An 18,769-nucleotide genomic window follows, 5' to 3' on the forward strand; every position below is an offset into this window, starting at 1 on the left:
CGATTCGTCTTGACGCGGGACGAAACAATCCCTGCGCGTCGGCGGTGTCCGTATGCGCCCTCCGCCCCGCTCCAGGCGGGAGATCGAACGACGCACACGATCAGCCTCAATGCTCGCGTTGAGCGCCATCGGGGTCGATCCGTACTTCTACCTGTTGCACTACCTGTGCGATATGGCATGTCGCAGATCGCAGATCGCAGATCGCAGATCGCAGATCGCAGATCGTAGATCGCAGATCGCAGATCGCGGGGCTCGAGCGGAGAAGCAGGATGCGGGCTATGGGGAGGCGGCGAGGAGCGATCCGCGGCGAGCGCCCGGCGGACGAACCAGGTGCCGATGTCAGTGCGCGCTCGCACACCTGGTTCCTTGGGGCTCCGGCGGCAGCGGCGCGGCGATTGACCGCGGGCTCGGGTTGTCCTCGGGCGGGCCGCGCATCCGAGCACGCGCGTCCGCACCCGAGAACGCTATGTTTGCATCGTGGAAGTCTCGGCCGTCGACTCGCTCCTCATGGGGGTGTCGCGGTCGATGGGCGATGACCTCGGCGCGCTCGAAGACGAGCATCTGAGGATGCAGCTCGATGCCTTTCCGGGGATCGCCGCAGACCCGCCGCTGCTGGCTCTCATGCGCACGACGGTGCGGGACACGCTGTCGACTGAGATCGAGGTCGTTGCGCACGGGATCGATCCCGCTGACGTTCATGCTCCACCATCAGTGACGATGTGGGCGCGTCGCGTCGCTCAGCGGGGCTATCCGCTGAGTTCGATCTTGCGCGCTTACCAGTTGGAGCACTCGTTGCTGATGCGGCAATATGTCGAGCGGATCGATGCCGCCAGCCCGTCCCGCGAGCTGGCCATCGCTGGAGTTCTGCGAATCAACGAGCTGAGTTCCCAACTGCATCAGCGAGTCTTCCTGCTGCAGATCGCCGGCAGTTACGACGCAGAAGTCGACCGCCTCGCGCAGACACGGGTAGCCGCCCACAAAGCGAGGGTGCTGCAGTTGCTCTCTGGTTCCCCCACGGATGCGGTCGACGCCGAACGAGCACTCGGCTACCGCCTCGGACGCCGGCATGTCGGAATCGTCGCGCGTCTCGGGGACGGTCGTTCCGATTCTGCCGCGCTGACGTCAGCGGTCGGACGCCTCGCCACGGAGATCGGGGCGGCCTCCCCCCTCGTCACACTGGAAGACGAGACCACTGCGTGGGCGTGGTTCGGTGATGCGGATGCCGACGATCTCGTCCTCGCGGCATCCGGATGGACCGGCAATGATCTGCTCAGACTCGCCGCCGGAGGTGTGCACGCGGACCTCTCCGGGTTCCGTCTCACTCATTCCGAGGCGCTGACTGCTTTCTCCGTCCTCGAGGCCGCGGGTCAGGATGCCCCCTCGAACGCGGTCACGTTCGCGGATGCCGGGGTCGTAGGCATTCTCTCCCAGAATCTCGCTGTGACGCGGGCTTGGGTAGCATCCGCACTCGGGGATCTCGCTCTCGACACGACGACGTGCGCGCGTCTTCGCGAAACGCTCGCCGTGTTCCTGCGGTTGGATCAGAGTTTCGTCGCGGCCGGCGCGGAGCTGACTCTGCACCGAAACACCGTCAAATACCGCGTCGACCAGGCGAGGCGGATGCTGCCCCAGCCGCTCGCGACGCAGCGGCCGGATGTCGAACTCGCACTGCGCACCTGCCGTCTGCTGGGGAAGGTGGTTCTGGCGGTGCCGTAGCACCGCCAGAACCACCTTCAGTCGTCAGGCCACGACCGATTCGCGCGCGCGAAGCTCGCGGCGCAGAATCTTTCCCGACGGCGACTTCGGGATCTCGTCGATGAACTCGACAGCACGGACCTTCTTATGAGGGGAAACACGTTCGGCGACGAACCGCAGGATCTCGTCCGCATTGAGGTCTCCGCCCGGCTGACGCACGAGGAACGCCTTGGGGACCTCCTCACCATCGGCATCGTGTGCCCCCACGACGGCCGCATCCGCCACGGCAGGGTGCGTGAGCAGCAGCGCCTCGAGCTCCGCGGGCGGCACCTGATAGCCCTTGTACTTGATCAGCTCCTTGAGGCGATCCACGATCGTGACGACTCCGCGAGCGTCGACCGTCGCGATGTCGCCGGTGTGCAGGAACCCCTCGGCATCGATCGTCTGCCGCGTCGCCTCGTCGTTGCCGAGGTAGCCGGACATCACGTTCGGCCCCGCGCACCACAGCTCACCCGGCGGACTGGATCCCTCCTCCGGCACGCGGATCTCCTCGCCGGTCTCGATGTCCACGAGCTTGCAGGTCATGTTGGGCACCGTGAAGCCGACCGAGTTCGGATCGACGTCATCGCGTTCGAACGGCACGAGGTGACTGACCGGTGCCATCTCGGACATGCCGTAGCCCTGCCGGATGCGGCAGGCGAGACGCTCGGCCACGACACCGGCGAGGGCTCTGTCGAGCGGTGCCGCGCCGGAGAACACGGTGTGCACCGACGTCAGGTCGTACTCCTCGACGGCCGAGCTCTTGGCGAGCATCACGGCGACCGGCGGGGCGACCAGGAGCAGGGAGCACCGATGGGTCTCGATGGAGCCGAGGAAGGCCTGGATCTCGAACCGGGGCAGAGTGACCAGCGCGGCGCGGGCGCGGAGGGACACGTTCAGCAGCATCGTCATGCCGTAGATGTGGGAGAACGGCAGGATCGCGCTGACGACGTCCTCTCGCGCGACGGGGAAGAGCGGCTCGACCTGGCAGACGTTGGCCACGAGGTTGCCGTGGGTGAGCATCACGCCCTTGGGGCGGCCTGTGGTACCGGAGGAGTAAGGCAGGACCGCGAGATCGCCCGCCGTCACGGTGGGCAGGTCCACGACCGCGTCGCGTTCGGTCCGCGCCCGCTCCATGACGGAGTCGGCTCCGTCGAGCACGAACACACGATGAGGCGGGATGCCGGCGGAGGCGGCCGCGGCGCGAGCCGTCTCCGCGGTCGCCTCCGCGGTGAGCAGGGCGGACGCCTTCGCGTCCGTCAGCTGCGCCGCGCCGTCACCCGCCGTGCAGATCGCGTTCAGCGTGGTCGCGACGGCCCCCGCGCGCAGGATCGCGTGGAAGCCGACGCCGAAGCGGGGCGAGTTCGGGGAGAGCATCCCGACGACGTCGCCCGGGCGGATGCCGTTCCGCGCCAGCAGCATCGCCAGCTCATCCACCTGCTCGCGCAGGCGGCCATAGGTGGTCCTGGCGCCCGAGGTCGCATCGATGAACGCGGTGCGTCCTTCGTCGGCTCCTTCGAGGGAGGCGAACAGCAGGTCGTAGACGCTGCATTCGGGGATGACGAGGTCGGGATAGGGGCCGGAGAAGGGCATCTCTGTTCCTTTCAGTACGTCAGCGGGCCGCGATGCGGGCGGCGTCCCGCGCCGGGCGGGCGAGGAGAAGCGCCACCAGTCCGGCCGCACCGAGGAGGGCCGCGTTGAGCAGGAAGGACTGGTGGAATCCCGTCGGAGAGGCGATGCCGTGCGACTGGACGAGCACGCCGGTGATCGCAGGGGAGACGAGACCCGCGAGCGCCGTGATGGCTGCCACGATCGAGAGGACCGCGGCGCGCTGACGCGGCGGTGCGAGCTCCGCCATCATCGTCGTGCCGATGGTGAACTGCATCCCGGAGACCGAGAACGCCAGGGTGATGCAGACGATCTTGAACGGGAGGGACGGCGCGGCGACGACACCGACCAGACAGGCGGCGGCGGCGAGCATTCCGCAGGCTCCCAGCACTCCGCGGGCCACGCGCGAAGGGACGCCGCGCGACATGAGCGCGTCGCTCACGGCGCCCTGCGTGGACATCAGGAGGGCGGAGGCGAGCCAGGGCAGGATGATGAGGAGGGCGGCGGTGCCCGCGTCGAATCCGAGCGGACCCGCGAGATACACCGGGATCCACGAGACCAGCGTCGCCAGGCCGAAGGAGAGCGCCAGGCCGGAGAACACGACGCTGAGCGCGGTGCCGGTGAGGAAGATCCGTCGATAGGGCACGCGAAGACCGCCGGTCTCCGTCTCGCCGATCGTCGCGGGCCCGGGCGTGCGGTCGGCCGTGCCCTCCCGGCCGAGCGCCGCCCACAGAGCGGCCCACAGAACGCCCAGGGCGCACATCACGCCGAAGGCCGCCCGCCAGCCGAACTGGCCGATGACGACCCCGAGCACGGGGGCCAGGATCACCACGCCGAGAGCCGATCCGGAGTTCAGCAGCGCTGTCGGCGCGTTGCGCTTGTGGTCCGGGAACCACTTCTGCACGGCGTTCATCGCGACCGGCGCCGACGGCCCTTCCGCCGCCCCGAGCGCGACGCGGCTCGCGAGCAGGACGCCGACGTTGGCGACGAACAGGATGGGCAGCTGAGCGAGCGACCAGACGATCGCCATGATCAGGATGAGGACCTTGTTCGACACCCGGTTCGCGATGAAGCCGACGACGATGGCCGACACGCTGAACAGGAGGTAGAAGCCGCTCGAGATCAGTCCGTACTGACTCGGGCTGATCCCGGTCTCCTTCATCAGCGGCGCCGCGGCGAGCCCGAGCACCGCCCGGTCGCCGAAGTTCACGAGCATGAACCCGAGCAGGAGCAGGGTGATCGCCCACGCGCGACGCGAGCCGGTCGGTCCGCCGGCGCCGGCGTTGACCTGCGTCCTTCTCTTCGTGCGGGAAAGGGTGGTCATGTCTGTCTCCTTCGGCAAACGGATGAGGGTCGGGATTCTGCTGCGGGATCGGCGGACGCGGCGCCCGGCGATCCCGCAGCCGGGTCAGGAGCGGGGGGAGGCCGCGTGCGGGACGCGGCGTCCGAAGGACATCGATCGGGTGACACGGCTGAACCGTGCTTCGATGACGTCGCGGACGTAGTGACTGCGCGTCCAGGGCGCGTTCTCGCCGACCTTCGGGAACGCGGCGGATCCGCGTTCCACGTAGCCGGACGCGAGGTCGAGAGCCGGGTGCGTGTGCTGCGTTCCCTCGGGAACCGGCACCGCCCAGTCGTATCCCGTGCGGTCGAGATGGGCGAGCAGCCGACAGACGTAGCGCGCCGATGCGTCGGCGCGGAGGGTCCAGGAGGAGTTCACGTACCCCAGCCAGAAGCCCGCGTTGGGTATGCCGGTCAGCAGCACGCCCTTGTACAGCATCGAATCCCCGAGGCTGACGGGACGCCCGTCCACCTCGAGGCGGATCCCGCCGCCCGCGTGCATCTCCAGCCCGGTCGCGGTGATGATGGCGTCCGCGTCGATCGTGCGTCCGTCCTCCAGCCGTAGACCGGACGGGGTGAACCGCTCGATGCGGCCGGTCACGATCGAGGCGCGCTCATCCCGGATCGCCGCGAAGAGGTCGCCATCCGGCACCAGGCAGAGGCGCTGATCCCAGGGCCGGTAGCGCGGGGTGAAGTCGGCCTCGTAGCGTGCGAAATCGGGAAGCTGCGCGGCTACGCCCGCCTTGATGGCGGCGGCGCCCTTCTCCGGGTTGGCGCGCAGGTACGCATAGCGCTGCTGTCCCTGGATGATGCTGCGCCAGCGCACCACTGAGGACGCGAGGCGACGGGGGAGCCAGCGCCGCGCGCGCACCACGACCGGGTCGACGGACGGCGCCGACACGATGTAGGTGGGCGAACGCTGCACCATGGTCACATGTGCGGCGTCTTGCGCCATCGCCGGTACGAGCGTCACCGCCGTGGCTCCGCTGCCGATCACGACCACGCGCTTCCCGCGATAGTCGTAGTCCTCCGGCCAGTGCTGCGGATGGATGACGGAGCCGCGGAAGGCGTCCTCGTCGGCGAAGTCGGTTCGGTATCCCCGGTCGTAGCGGTAGTAGCCGCTGCAGAGGAGGAGGAATCGGGTCGTCATCGTCCGGCGTCCGCCCGGGGTGTCCACCTCGACGGTCCAGCGGGCGTCGGCGGTGGACCACTGCGCCGAGATGACCCGATGACGGACGCGGATGTGCGGGAGGACCCCGGTGTCGTGCGCCGTGTCACGGATGTACTCGGCGATGCCGGCGCCGCTGCCGAGCGTCTTGACGTCACGCCAGGGACGGAACGGATAGCCGAGCGTCGCCATGTCCGAATCCGACCGGACGCCCGGGTACCGGAAGAGATCCCAGGTTCCGCCGACGGCGTCCCGGGCCTCGAGCACCGCGTAGGAGCGTCCGGGGAAGCGCTGCTGGAGGCGGCAGGCGGCGCCGATTCCGGAGAGGCCGCCTCCGACGATGAGGGTGTCGACGTGTTCCGGCCGGGAGACGCTCATCGCTCTGCACCTTCCCGGGCCGCGTCGAGGATCTCGCGGAAGCTCGCCAGTGCACCGTGCGTGTGCGCCGCTGCGGCATCGGAGACCCCCGCGAAGGAGAGGAATCCGTGCACCATGCCGTCGCAGCGGCGGAGCGTGACGGGTACCTCGGCCGCCTCGAGGGCGAGGGCGAAGGCCTCGCCGCTGTCGCGCAGCGGGTCGTGCTCGGCGACCACGACGACGGCCGGTGCGACCCCGGCGAGGGCGTCGGCGCGCAGGGGTGCGAGGCGCGGGTCGTCGGGCTGCGCCTCCGGTGCGTAGTGGGACAGGAACCACGCGATCGTGGCCCGCTCCAGCAGGTACCCCTCGGCGTTCTCGCGGACCGATGCGTACTCCGTCGCCGGATCGGCGGCGGGATAGAAGAGCAGCTGGCCGGCCACGGCCGCTGCGTCGTCGCGCAGGGCGAGCGCCGCCACCGCGGCGAGGGCCGCGCCGGCGCTGTCGCCCGCGACGGCGAAAGCCTGTTCCCCGCCCAGGCCGGCCGCGTGCTCGGCGATCCAGGTGGCGGCGGCGATCGCGTCCTCCGCCGCAGCGGGGAAGGGGTGCTCGGGAGCGAGCCGGTAGGCGACGGAGACGATGACCGCGCCCAGGTCCCGCGCGAGAACACGGGCGATCGCGTCGTGGGAGTCGAGATCTCCGACGACATACCCGCCTCCGTGGAAGAAGGCGATGGTGGGCCGGGATCCTTCCTCGGGCGTCCGGTAGACACGCGCGGCGAGAGGCCCCTCGGCGCCGGGCACCGTGAAGTCCTGCACGTCGACGTGAGCGACGTCCCGAACGGCTGCGGCGAGGGCCTGGCACTGTTCGCGGTAGATCAGGCGGGCATCAGGGGGCGTCACGTCCTCCAGGCGCGGGCCGGCGCCGGGAGCGATCACGGCGGCAAGTTGCGGATCGAGCATCATTGCTCCTCGTTCGGGGAAGGGGATCCCCCAACGCTAGGAATCGGACTCGCGTCGAACCATGTCCCCGGGAAACCAATTCGTGTCGCGGGTATGGCTTCCGCGCACAAGGTTTGCGCGATGCTCGGGGTAGTTGGTGTCCCGAAGTTGTGCGGCCGAGCCGACGGGTGTTACGACGGGATGCGGGTGCACCCGCATCCCGCGATCGCTCGACGAGGAGAATCATGCGCAGCATGCGCGCACAGCGCCTGAACACCGTCACCCACACGTTCGCCGTGGAGGAGGTGCCCCTTCCGCGCCCGGGCGCGGGCGAGGTCCTCGTGAGCGTCGCGTACTGCGGCATCTGTCACTCGGACCTCAGCCTCATCGATGGCGTGCTCTCCTCGCCCCTTCCCGTCATTACGCAGGGCCACGAGGCGTCGGGGATCGTGGCCGAGATCGGGGAGGGCGTCCGCGGCTGGGCGCCGGGCGACCGCGTCGTGCTGCCCGCAGGCCGGCCCTGTCGCACGTGCCGCTCCTGTCTCCAGGAGCAGGGAGACTGCGCGAGCCCCGATGTCATGGCCTTCCAGTTCGACGGCGCGTGGGCGGAGTACGCGGTCGTCCACGCCGGAGGCCTGAGCCGGGTGCCCGAGGCCGTGCCGCTGGATCAGGCGGCGATTCTCGCCGACGCCGTGGCGACGCCGTATGGCGCCGTCGTCCACACGGGGAACGTGCGCGTGGGCGAGTCTGTCGCCGTGTGGGGCATCGGCGGCGTTGGGACGCACCTCGTCCAGATCGCCCGGCTGGTCGGCGCTGCACCGATCATCGCGCTCGACGTCGATCCGCGTGTCCGCGCCCGCGCGCTGGAGGCCGGGGCCGACCACGCTCTGGATCCTCGCGATCCGTCGACCCCCGCCCGCCTCGACGAGCTGACGCGCGGCGCCGGCGTCGACGTGGCGTTCGACTCCGTGGGGATCACCGCGACCATGACTCAGGCGCTGGCGAGCATCCGCAACGACGGCCGTCTCGTCCTCATCGGCTTGAGTGCCGACCCGGTGCCGCTGGGGCCGAGTGCGACGTTCGCGGTGACCAGGAAGAGGGTGCTCGGGCATCTGGGGTACCGCAACTCGGACATCCCCGCCCTGCTGCGCCTCGTCGAGACCGGGCGTCTGGATCTCAGCGGTTCCATCAGCGATGTCGTCGCGCTGGACGACATCGCCGCCGCGATCGATCGGCTTCGCTCGGATGACGAGCGGCCCGTCCGCATCCTCGTCGCCCCCGGGGATCGCGGAGACGGCGCGACGGGGCGGAGGGTGCACAGCCGCCGGGACGAGTAGTCCGCCCTGCTTTCCTCGCAGAGGCCCGTTCCGGGCGTCGTTCGGCGGTCAGTTCGAGTCCCTGTGACGTGACGATCGCCGACCCCGCCTCCGGCCTCCACAGGGGAGCGGGGCCGGCCGTTCTCCCCGTGTTCCGCTGGCCCGGCGTCGCCCGCCGTCGCGGAAGCCTACCGTCGTCGTGTGAGCGAGCAGACGAAGACCGACGGCCCAGGACCGGACCCGTGCCCGCGCCGCGCCGGTTGCGCCTCGGCCTGGGGGCCGCGGTGGTGCTGGCGCTGACCGCGGTGTCCATCGTCGTGGGCATCGGGCTGCTGGGCAGGGCGACCGCGGGCGAGGAGATCGCCGTGACACCCGAGCCGAGCGCATCGATCGGGATCTCGGCGGGGAGCGCGTACGTCCACGTACTGGGCGATGTCGCGAAGCCGGGGGTCTACGTGCTCGACGAGGGCGCGCGGGTGGCCGAAGCCCTCGCGGCGGCGGGAGGCGCGCTGCCCACGGCGGATCTGACGGCGGTGAACCTGGCGAGGGCGGTCGTCGACGGCGAGCAGATCCTGGTCCCCGCGATCGGGGCCGCGCCGTCGGGCGCAGCCGAAGGCGGGGCAGGACACAGCGCGGGGGCCGGAGGGCTCCTCGACCTCAATGCCGCCGACGCCACGGCGCTCGAGGAGCTGCCGCGGATCGGGCCGGCTCTGGCCCAGCGCATCGTCGAGTGGCGCCCGACGAACGGGCGGTTCACGAGCGTGGACGACCTTCTCGGCGTGTCCGGCATCGGCGAGAAGCTGCTCGCCGGCATCCGCGACCGGGTGCGGGTGTGAACGCGCGCACCGGGGGCCGTGCGGAGGTGCACCCCGGAGGTCCGCGCGCGCACCGGCCGCCCGCACCGGGCAGGCTGCGGGACGTGCGGATGGTGCCGGTGGCCGTGACCGCGTGGGCGGTCGCGCTGCTCGTCTCGTTCCTCCCGTGGTCTGCCGGACTCCTCATCGGCGGGTCCGTGCTCGGGACGGTCTCGGCACTCGTCGTGCTCCGGTGGTGCCGAGGCGGTGCGCGGCTGCGTGCGGTCGTGGTCGGTGCCGCGCCTCTCGGAGCCGTCTGCCTCGCCGTAGCCGGTGCCATAGGGCTCTCGGCGGCGTGGGCGGCCCCGGCACGAGCGGAGGCGGCGACGCTGGCGGGGCATGCGGTGACCGCGGAGGTGAACGTGCGGTCGCTGCCGTCGGTCGGCGCCGACGGGCGTCTCTGGGCCGACGCGGACACGATCCGGATCGGTCCGGGGGAACACCCGGGAGCGCTGTCCGTCCCCGTGCGGATCGGAGTGCCGCCCGGCCCTGCCCTGGCCACGCTCGGGCCGGGGACGGCGCTGCGGTTCACCGCCGAGGTGAAGGGCGCCGATGCCGGCGAGCGGGCGGCCGCCGTGCTGTTCGCGCGCGGAGCGGTGGTGCAGGTGTCCCGGGGAGGGCCGATCGAGACGCTCGCGGGCGACGTGCGGGCCGCGTTCATCGCCCGCGCCCGGCTGCTGCCCGAGCCAGGATCCGAGCTGCTGCCCGGACTGGCGGTCGGCGACGTCCGCGCGGTGAGCGACGAGCTCGACGCCGCGATGAAGGCGAGCGGCCTCTCCCACCTCACCGCGGTCAGCGGCAGCAACCTGGCGCTCGTGGCCGCCGCGGCGTTCGGCGTCGTGGCGCTGTGCGGCGGAGGACGGCGGCTGCGCGTCCTCGCCGCGGTGGTCGCCCTGGCCGGGTTCGTCGTGCTCGTGACCCCGCAGCCGAGCGTGATCCGGGCCGCGGCCATGGCGGGCGTCGCCCTGAGCGCGCTGCTGCTCGGACGACCGCGCGCGGGCCTGTCGGTCCTGCTGCTCGCCGTGACGGTCCTGCTCCTCGCGGATCCGCATCTCGCGGCCGCACCGGGGTTCGCGCTCTCGGCCGCCGCGACCGCGGGTCTCGTGGTGCTCGCCCCGCCGCTCGCCGCAGGGCTCGCGCGGTGGCTGCCGCGCCCGGTGGCCCTCGCTGTCGCCGTGCCGCTCTCGGCCCAGCTGGCGTGCGGGCCGATCATCGCGCTCTTCGCCGCGCAGCAGTCCCTGATCTCGGTGGTCGCGAATCTGCTCGCCGAGCCCGCCTCGCCGATCGCGACGGTGCTGGGACTGCTCGCCTGCCTCGCCATGCCGATACCGCCGCTCGCGGATCTGCTCGCGGCGGCAGCCTGGCTGCCCTCCGCCTGGATCGCCCAGACCGCACTCGTCACCGCCGGCCTCCCGCTGGCGACGATCGAGGCGCCGGCCGGGGTCGGCATGGCCCTGATCATGGCGGTGCTGAGCGCCGCGACGTTCTGGGCGATCGCCTCGCATCGCCCTCTCCGTGGCCCGTGGCGGGCGCTGGTCGGCGGACTCGTCGCGGTGGTGCTCGGCTCGGTGACCGGATGGGGAATCGTGACCGGACCGGTGGCCGTGCTGCAGCGCCCCGCGGACTGGGGAATCGGCCTGTGCGACGTCGGCCAGGGAGACGCCGTGCTGGTGCGCAGCGAGACGCACGCACTGCTCATCGACACCGGGCCCGATCCTGAGCCGCTGCGGCGCTGCCTCTCCGATCTCGGCGTGGGACGGCTGGACGCACTCGTGCTCACGCACTTCGACCACGATCATGCGGGCGCCTCCGACGTGCTCGTGGGCCGCGCCGATGTCGTGCTGCACGGACCGGTCGACACGGCCGCGCACCGGGCGCAGCTCGAGCGTCTCCGGCGCGGGGGAGCGCGGCTCGTGCAGGCATCGGCCGGGATGACCGGGCGGCTGGGCGCGGCGGACTGGCGGGTGCTGTGGCCCCGCCGGGACGACAGGGTGTTCCCGCCGGGGAACGATGCGGGGGTGATCCTCGAGGTCGCCGGGGGAGGAGTCCCGCGGTCGCTGTTCCTCGCCGACCTCTCCGCCCTCTCGCAGGGCATGCTGAGGCGGATCGCGCATCCTCGGCATGCGACCGTCGTGAAGGTCGCGCACCACGGCAGCGCGGATCAGGATCCGCAACTCTACGCGGATCTGGATCCGGCGCTCGCGCTGATCTCCGTCGGTGCGGGAAACGACTACGGTCACCCGCGGGCCGTCACCCTCGACATGCTGCGCGCGTTGCGCGCGCCGATCCTGCGCACGGACGAGCGGGGCACGATCCTCGTCTCCCAGGGCGGGGAGGGGCTGCGCGTGTGGAGCGAGCGGCCGGCGCCGGTCGAGGGGCCGAGAGCGACGCCGCCGTCGACGGCCAGGGCGCCGTGAACGTCGGTCGCCGCCGGTACGCTGGGAGAATGCCCGCACCGCGTTCGTCCTCCGCCGCCCGACGCGGGGGCAAGGCGACGAACATCCCGCAGGTGTCCTGGCGCGAGCCTCGTCCTGCCCCGATCGTGCTCGTCTCCGGGCCCGAGGAGATCTGCGCCGAGCGGGCGATCGCGGGGATCCGCGCATACCTGCGGGCCGAGGATCCGGCACTCGAGGTCAGCGATCTGCGTGCCGACGACTACGAATCGGGGAGCCTGCTGGGCCTCGCATCCCCGTCGCTCTTCGGAGAGCCGCGACTGCTGCGGGTGTCGGGGGTGGAACGCTGCAGCGATGCGTTCCTCGCCGAGGCGGTGTCCTACCTCGAGCATCCTCAAGAGGGGGCGACCGTCGTGCTCCGCCACACCGGTGCGACCGTGCGCGGCAAGAAGCTGCTCGACGCGATCCGCGCCGGCACCGGCGGCGGGATCGAGATCGCCTGCCCCGCCATCAAGCGCGACGACGAGAAGGCCGACTTCGCAGCCGGGGAGTTCCGCGCGGCAGGCCGGCGCATCGCGCCGCAGGCGCTGCGGGCGCTGGTCTCGGCCTTCTCCGACGACGTCACGGAGCTCGCCGCCGCCTGTCAGCAGCTCATCACCGACGTGCAGGGCGACGTCACCCCTGAGCTGGTCGAGCGCTACTACGGCGGGCGGGTCGAGGTCTCGGCCTTCGTCGTCGCCGACACGGCCATCGCCGGCCGCCTCGGCGAGGCGCTGGTGGCGCTCCGGCACGCGCTGGCGTCGGGAGCGGATCCGGTGCCGATGGTGGCCGCGTTCGCCATGAAGCTGCGGTCGATGGCGCGCGTCGCCGGGTCGCGGGAGTCGAACGCGGCCCTCGCCGCGCGCCTCGGCATGAAGGGCTGGCAGGTCGACCGGGCGCGCCGTGATCTCAGCGGGTGGAACGAGCGCACGCTCGGTCTCGCCATCCAGGCGACCGCGCGCGCCGACGCCGACGTCAAGGGGGCGGCGCGTGACCCGATCTTCGCGCTGGAGCGCATGATCACCGTGATCGCCACGCGGGCGCCCTACGGCGAGACCGCGCGCTGACGCGGATCCGCACGGTCCTGGATCCGCATGTGCGTCGCGGGCCCGGCAACTTTGCAGGACGTCTGCCATTCCGCAGGATGATTCCGGCTGATCCGTCCTTCGGAGTCGTCATCATCCTGCGGAGCTGCGGGGCGGGACGCTCCGGCGACCAAGACCGCGGGAGACGACGAAGGCCCGTTCCCAGCGGGAACGGGCCTTCGTTAGGATCGGGTCCGGCTCAGAGAGCGGCGACCTGCTTCGCGATCGACGACTTGCGGTTCGCGGCCTGGTTGGAGTGGATGACACCCTTGCTGACGGCCTTGTCGAGCTTCTTGGTCGCCGTCTTCAGGGCGGCCTCGGCGGCGGCCTTGTCTCCACCGGCGATCGCCTTGCGGGTGTTGCGGACGGCGGTCTTCAGCTCGCTCTTGACGGCCTTGTTGCGCTCGTGCGCCTTCTCGTTGGTCTTGTTGCGCTTGATCTGCGACTTGATGTTCGCCACGGATGGAACCTTCGTTCGAGTGATGGATGGTCGTGCCGGCATGGCGGTAGAGGGGCGCCTCCGGCAGCGTGCAGGGGTGGGACCTGACACGCAAGCCAATCACCGATCTTATCAGGGATCCGCTCCGGCGCCGAACCGACGCATCGGGTGCGGGATCGCGCGGATCGGGGCGCGTCGCGCGCGTGAGGCGGCGAGGGCATGGTGCATGCTGGCGGAGGACCCGAAGGAGTCGTCCATGCCCGCACCCGCTGCCTCCGGCATGCCCCCGCTCGATCGTGCGCTGCTGCGCCGTCTGGAGTTCTCGGCCGCGACTGCGGCCTTCCAGATCGAAGGGGCGAGAACCGAGGACGGACGATCGCGATCGATCTGGGACGACTTCGTCGACATCCCGGGGCGGATCCGCGACGGCAGCACGGCGGATCCCGGTCCCGACAGCTACCACCGGGTCGCGGAGGATGTGGCCCTGCTCGCGCACCTCGGGGTGGACCAGTACCGGTTCTCCCTCTCCTGGGTGCGGGTGCTGCCGGAGGGGCGCCCCAACCCGCAGGGCCTCGCGTACTACGACCGCCTCGTCGACCGCCTCCTCGACGCCGGGATCACGCCGACACCCACGCTCTATCACTGGGACCTGCCGTCCCGCCTGGAGGCGCAGGGCGGGTGGCTGAACCGCAGCACGGCCGAACGCTTCGCGCAGTACGTCGAGGTGGTGGCCGACACCCTCGGCGACCGCGTGCGGCACTGGTACACGATCAACGAACCCGTCTCGACCACGCTGCAGGGCTATGCGATCGGCGAGCTCGCGCCAGGACGGACCCTGCTCTTCGACGCCCTCCCGACCGTGCATCATCAGCTGCTCGCGCACGGATACGCCGTGCGGATCCTCCGCGGCCGCGGCGCCACGACGGTCGGCATCGTCAACAACCACACGCAGGTGCTCCCCGCCTCCGGCTCGGACGCGGATCTGCAGGCGGCGTACCTCTACGACCTGCTGCACAACCGCATGTACGCGGATCCGGTGCTGCTCGGCCGGTACCCCGACCTGGATCCGAGCATCCCGGCCCTTCCGGTGCAGGACGGCGACCTCGCCCTCATCAGCGCTCCCTGCGACGTCTACGGAGTCAACTACTACAACCCGACGACCGTCGCCGCCGCGGACGGTCCCGTGCCCTTCGAGGTGGTCCCGACGCCCGGAGCACCGGTGACCGGGTTCGGTCCGCTGTGGCCGATCGTTCCGGAGGCGCTCACCGCCTTCCTCGTCGACGCGAAGCAGCGCTACGGTGCGGCGCTGCCGCCCGTGGTCATCGCCGAGAACGGGGCGTCGTTCCCCGAGCCCGACCACGTCGCCGGTCCGCTCCACGACGGCGACCGGATCGCGTACCTGCACGGGCACCTGGCGGCCGTCCTCGACGCCGTGCGCGCCGGGGTGAGGGTCGACGCGTACACGGTGTGGTCGCTGCTGGACAACTTCGAGTGGGCGGACGGCTACACCCAGCGGTTCGGTCTCGTCCACGTCGACATGGCGACGGGGCAGCGCACCCCGAAGGCCTCCTACGCCTGGTATCGCGCGCTCATCGAGGAGGCACGATCGTGAACGGACGGCACGCGGACACGACGGCGAAGCGGGTCGGTCCGCTCTGGATGACACTGTTCACCCTCGCCTGGCTGGCGATCTGGACCGTCCAGCTCACGCCGATCCAGCTGCTGCTGCCGTTGCAGCTGGACACGAACAGCCAGGGGCACGACTGGATCGCCGGTGTCGTCTGGGCCGGCATCGTGCTCTCGGTGGGCGGGCTGGTCGGCATCATCGCGGGTCCCGTGTCGGGCCGCTGGTCCGACCGCACCCGCTCGCGCTGGGGACGCCGGCGCCCCTGGGCGATCGGCGGATCCCTGCTCGCCGCCGTGGGCCTCGTGCTCACCGGTCTCGCCACGGGACCGGTCGCCGTCGGCGGGGCCTGGATCGTCGTCTCGGTGGGCGTCTCGGTAGCGATGGCGGCGCTCACGGCGATGATCGCGGATCAGCTGACGGTCCAGCGCGGCTCGGCCTCGGCCGCCGCGAGCTCGGCGCAGGCCGTCGGGATCGTCGTCGGCGTGGGCGCCGTGGTGCTCCTGGGACTGGAGATCTGGCCCGCGTATCTGCTGCTGGCGGCGATCATCGCGGTGGTCGGCGTCGGCACCGCGGTGCTGCTGCCGGACGCCCCCGCGCACGAGTTCGCGGCGCCTGCCCGGCGTTCGGCCTCCCGCCGCGCCTCCTGGCGGGACCGGGACTTCCTCTGGCTGCTGGTCAGCCGGCTCGTCGTCAACATCGGCAACGCGTTCGGCACCTCGCTGCTGCTGTTCTTCCTGCTGTACGGCGTGCAGGTCCCCTCCATGGAAGCGCAGGACGACCTGCTGCTGCTCATCGTCATCTACACGGTGTTCGTGGTGATCGCCTCGATCGTCGCCGGCATGCTGTCCGACCGCGCCGCCGCGAATCCGCTGCGCCGCCGGCGCGCGCTCACCGCCGTGTCCGCCGTGGTGCAGGCGATCTCCGGCGTCGTGATCCTCGTCAGCCCGTCGCTCGTGATGACCTCCGTCGCGGCGGCGATCATGGGCGCCGGCTATGGCGCCTACATGGCCGTGAGCCTCGCCTTCGCGACCGATCTGCTGACGGATCCGGACGACCACGCCCGCGACCTCGGACTCGTCAACGTGTCGGCGCAGCTCGGGCAGCTCCTTGGCCCGCTCCTCGGCGCCGGCCTCGTAGCCCTCGTCGGCGGATTCTGGCTGCTGTTCGGTGCGGCGGCGGTGCTGTCGCTCGTGGGCGCCGTGATGACCTATGCGGTCAGGACGACGTCTCCAGCGTCGTCAGCGCCAGTTCCAGCACCGCGTTGAACACGCGCGGGCGCATCGCCGTGACGAGATGGGTGGTCCGCGGCACGATGATGAACTCCGCGTCGGGGGCGAGCCTGCGGTAGAGGGTCTCGTGGGTGCGGAGCTGGTCGAACTGACCGTTCACGAACCAGGTCGGCACCCGGATCCGGGGCACAGCGGAGACCAGGTCCAGCGCCGCCAGCGCGCGCAGCGCCTCGTCCTGGGCATCCATCGCGAAACCGCCGGCGCCGAAGTCGTCCCGCGTCGAGGCGGGGAGGGTCGCATCCAGCACCTGGCGGCTCAGCCACATCCCGCGGTCGGGCATCGCGTTGAGCGCTCCGGCCAGCACCCGGTACGCGGCGAGTCCGGCGCCGCGGGGCAGCGCGGTGCACGACGCGGCGACGAGACCGGCGATCGGGGGCGTCGCCTCCGCCCCGGCGTACGCGGTGCAGAGCAGCCCGCCCATCGAGTGGCCCACCAGGAGCACCCGGCCCTCGGCTGCGCGCACCGCCTCGTCGACGGTGCGCAGCGCCTCGGCGAGCGTGAACCGCTCGTCCATGCGCGTGCCGTGCCCGGGCAGATCCACGGCGACGAACGCGGTGCCGCGCTCCGCGAGGTACTGCTCCTGTGCGCGCCACATGGTCGCCGACGTGCGGATCCCGTGCACGAAGACCACGGACGCCGGCGGGGCATCGGCGAGGCGGGACATGGGCGCCAGTCTAGGCGGCGCTGAGGGGAGCGGCGCCGCCCGTGCACGCAGAAGCGGGGCCGGTGGCGAACCACCGACCCCGCTCCGGTACCGCGGGTGCTTACTTCTCCCAGCCCACGTTCTCCACCGGGCCGACCCGGTAGAGGTCGAGACCGACGTAGGTCTCCGGGGTCAGGTTGGCGAGGCCCTTCTTCGCGACCTGGATCGAGGGACCGTTGTAGAGCGGGATGACGCCCCAGGTCTCCTTGATGATCTCCGGCTCGAGCTTCATCGCCGCGGCGGTCCACGCCTCGGCGGTGGTCTGCGACTCGACGTCCTTCTTGATCTTGTCGTCGATCGCGCTGGTGCCGGTGCTGGACAGGTTCAGGCTGCTGTCCGAGCAGTACATCTGGCAGAACCAGGCCGGGCCGAACGGGTCGGAGTCGGTGAACCGGAGGCCGAGGGCGTCCCAGTTCTTCGTGGCGACGTCGTTCGAGAAGTTCGACGGCGCACGCGTGTCGATCTTCAGGTCGATGCCGACGGCCTTCTCCTGCTGCTGCAGCGACTTGGCGAGGGCTGCCTGGACGGGGCTGTCGCTGAACACCGGGTAGGTGACGGTCAGCTTGACGCCGTCCTTCTCACGCACGCCGTCCGAGCCGGCCTTCCAGCCGGCGTCGTCCAGGAGCTTCTTGGCGCCGGCGGCGTCGAACTTCAGGCCGGCGGCCTTGAAGGAGTCCTCGTAGCCCTTCTGGAAGGGGTAGAGGATCAGCGAGCCGGCGGACGGCTCGGTGTAGTCGAGACCGTTCCAGGCGACCTTCTTCTGCTGGTCGATGTCGATCGCCATGAAGAACGCCTGGCGCACCTTCGGGTCCTTCAGCTGCGGCTTGGAGCCGTCGAGCTGGATGACGGTCTTGGCGGTCTGCTGAGCGCGGTAGATGACGGCGTCCTTGACGTCCTTCACCTGCTTGATCGCGTCGGCCGAGGCGGTCTCGACCTGGTCGATCTCGCCGTTCTTGAAGGCGTTCAGCGATGCGGCGCGGTCCATGCCCGTGAAGGTGACCTTGTCGAGCAGCGGCTTGTCGCCCCACCACTTGTCGTTCGGCTCGAGGGTGACCTTCTGGCCGTTCACGTCGAAGTTGGTGATCTTGTACGGGCCGGCGCCCCACTCGGGGTGCGCGTTGCCGTTGTACCCCTCGTTGTAGATCTCCGGGGTGTTGACGTGCGGGTTCAGGATGCCGGTGAGGAAGGGCATCGACGGCCAGGCGAACTCGCGGTCGAACGTGACGATGACGTCCTTGTCCGTGTCGCCCTTCGTGACGGACTCGATGTCCTTGTACCCGTCGGTCGCGCTGGCCTTGTAGGCCTCGTTGGTGCCGTTGTTGGCCTTCCACGTGGCTTCGAAGGCGGTCCAGTCGATCGGCGAGCCGTCGTTCCAGACGGCCTTCTCGTTGATCTTCATCGTGACGACCGTCTTGCCGTCCTTGACCGTGGTGTCCCACTTGTCGAGGTAGTTCGGGTTCGCCTTGACGGTGCCGTCCGGGTCCATGAGGAACACCTGGGGGGTGTACCACGCAGCCAGACGCGAGGTGTCGGCGGTGCCGTCACCGTTCATGAAGTTCATCTGCGCCGGAACTTCGCTGATCCAGAAGTGCGCTTCGCCGCCCTGCTTGAGGTTCTCGCGCGGCTGCGGATTGTAGTCCGCGGTCTTGGTCTCCGCCGGCTTGTCGGTGCTGCCGCCGGTCGATCCTCCGGTCGCCGAGCAACCGCTGATGGCGATTGCCAGCGCCCCGCTGAGGGCGATGACGCCCCACAGCTTGTGCTGCCTTTTCATGGTTCTCCTTCGAATGCCTTTCGGCTTTTTGGGGACAGGGGACAGTTAACCTGCGTGAACCGGAACTTCCCGGCACATCGAGGCAACCGTTACCGTTTCGAGTTCAA

At 70.7% G+C, this 18,769-nt stretch carries 14 protein-coding genes; 7 read left to right on the forward strand and 7 right to left on the reverse strand.

The genetic code is table 11. The features are described 5' to 3' along the window. Positions 1-477 precede the first annotated feature (477 nt). A complete protein-coding gene (locus WFJ17_RS17210) occupies positions 478-1,716 on the forward strand; it encodes a helix-turn-helix domain-containing protein (RefSeq protein ID WP_251441615.1) in 1,239 nt (412 codons plus the stop codon). Between the two features lie 24 nt (positions 1,717-1,740). Here the strand turns inward: WFJ17_RS17210 and WFJ17_RS17215 are convergent, their stop codons facing one another. From WFJ17_RS17215 to WFJ17_RS17230, 4 genes are all read right to left on the reverse strand, one after another. Beyond that, a complete protein-coding gene (locus WFJ17_RS17215; protein ID WP_336649045.1) occupies positions 1,741-3,327 on the reverse strand; it encodes an AMP-binding protein in 1,587 nt (528 codons plus the stop codon). A gap of 19 nt (positions 3,328-3,346) precedes the next feature. Continuing rightward, on the reverse strand, positions 3,347-4,666 hold the full coding sequence (locus WFJ17_RS17220; protein ID WP_251441596.1) for an MFS transporter: 1,320 nt from the start codon (positions 4,664-4,666) through the stop codon (positions 3,347-3,349). Between the two features lie 84 nt (positions 4,667-4,750). Continuing rightward, positions 4,751-6,229, reverse strand: a complete 1,479-nt coding sequence (locus tag WFJ17_RS17225; RefSeq protein WP_336649046.1) for a flavin-containing monooxygenase — start codon at positions 6,227-6,229, stop codon at positions 4,751-4,753. Continuing rightward, positions 6,226-7,170: an alpha/beta hydrolase fold domain-containing protein gene (locus WFJ17_RS17230; protein WP_336649047.1), complete on the reverse strand. Its 945-nt coding sequence runs from the start codon at positions 7,168-7,170 to the stop codon at positions 6,226-6,228. Before WFJ17_RS17230 ends, WFJ17_RS17225 begins: the two co-directional genes overlap by 4 nt. A 221-nt stretch (positions 7,171-7,391) precedes the next feature. Between WFJ17_RS17230 and WFJ17_RS17235 the strand changes: the two genes are divergently transcribed. From WFJ17_RS17235 to holA, 4 genes are all read left to right on the forward strand, one after another. After that, positions 7,392-8,483 carry a zinc-binding dehydrogenase gene (locus tag WFJ17_RS17235; RefSeq protein WP_336649048.1) on the forward strand — a complete coding sequence of 364 codons (1,092 nt, stop codon included), beginning with the start codon at positions 7,392-7,394 and terminating at the stop codon, positions 8,481-8,483. A gap of 221 nt (positions 8,484-8,704) precedes the next feature. Next, positions 8,705-9,298, forward strand: a complete 594-nt coding sequence (locus tag WFJ17_RS17240) for a ComEA family DNA-binding protein (RefSeq protein WP_336649049.1) — start codon at positions 8,705-8,707, stop codon at positions 9,296-9,298. 89 nt (positions 9,299-9,387) lie between these two features. After that, a complete protein-coding gene (locus tag WFJ17_RS17245; protein WP_336649149.1) occupies positions 9,388-11,733 on the forward strand; it encodes a ComEC/Rec2 family competence protein in 2,346 nt (781 codons plus the stop codon). Between the two features lie 29 nt (positions 11,734-11,762). Further along, positions 11,763-12,815 carry a DNA polymerase III subunit delta gene (gene holA, locus WFJ17_RS17250; protein WP_336649050.1) on the forward strand — a complete coding sequence of 351 codons (1,053 nt, stop codon included), beginning with the start codon at positions 11,763-11,765 and terminating at the stop codon, positions 12,813-12,815. 217 nt (positions 12,816-13,032) lie between these two features. On the opposite strand, the gene rpsT is transcribed toward holA, so the two are convergent. Then, complete coding sequence (gene rpsT, locus WFJ17_RS17255; RefSeq protein WP_251441545.1) at positions 13,033-13,293, reverse strand: 30S ribosomal protein S20; 261 nt, start codon at positions 13,291-13,293, stop codon at positions 13,033-13,035. A gap of 235 nt (positions 13,294-13,528) precedes the next feature. Here rpsT and WFJ17_RS17260 point away from each other — a divergent pair, with 235 nt between their 5' ends. Together WFJ17_RS17260 and WFJ17_RS17265 are read left to right on the forward strand one after the other, a co-directional pair. After that, entirely contained in the window at positions 13,529-14,884 is a 1,356-nt protein-coding gene (locus WFJ17_RS17260; protein ID WP_336649051.1) for a GH1 family beta-glucosidase, read from the forward strand. After that, the gene (locus WFJ17_RS17265; RefSeq protein ID WP_336649052.1) at positions 14,881-16,164 is read left to right on the forward strand and encodes an MFS transporter; all 1,284 of its coding nucleotides are present in this window, start codon (positions 14,881-14,883) and stop codon (positions 16,162-16,164) included. Before WFJ17_RS17260 ends, WFJ17_RS17265 begins: the two co-directional genes overlap by 4 nt. Here WFJ17_RS17265 and WFJ17_RS17270 read toward each other — a convergent pair. Both WFJ17_RS17270 and WFJ17_RS17275 read right to left on the reverse strand, forming a co-directional pair. Continuing rightward, positions 16,115-16,852, reverse strand: a complete 738-nt coding sequence (locus tag WFJ17_RS17270; protein WP_251441390.1) for an alpha/beta fold hydrolase — start codon at positions 16,850-16,852, stop codon at positions 16,115-16,117. The two genes, WFJ17_RS17265 and WFJ17_RS17270, sit on opposite strands and share 50 nt — an antisense overlap. Positions 16,853-16,952: 100 nt before the next feature. Further along, positions 16,953-18,662: an ABC transporter family substrate-binding protein gene (locus WFJ17_RS17275; protein ID WP_251441371.1), complete on the reverse strand. Its 1,710-nt coding sequence runs from the start codon at positions 18,660-18,662 to the stop codon at positions 16,953-16,955. Positions 18,663-18,769 lie beyond the last annotated feature (107 nt).

Origin of the sequence: Microbacterium sp. MMO-10 (genome assembly GCF_037148715.1) — a bacterium.
Lineage (GTDB): Bacteria > Actinomycetota > Actinomycetes > Actinomycetales > Microbacteriaceae > Microbacterium.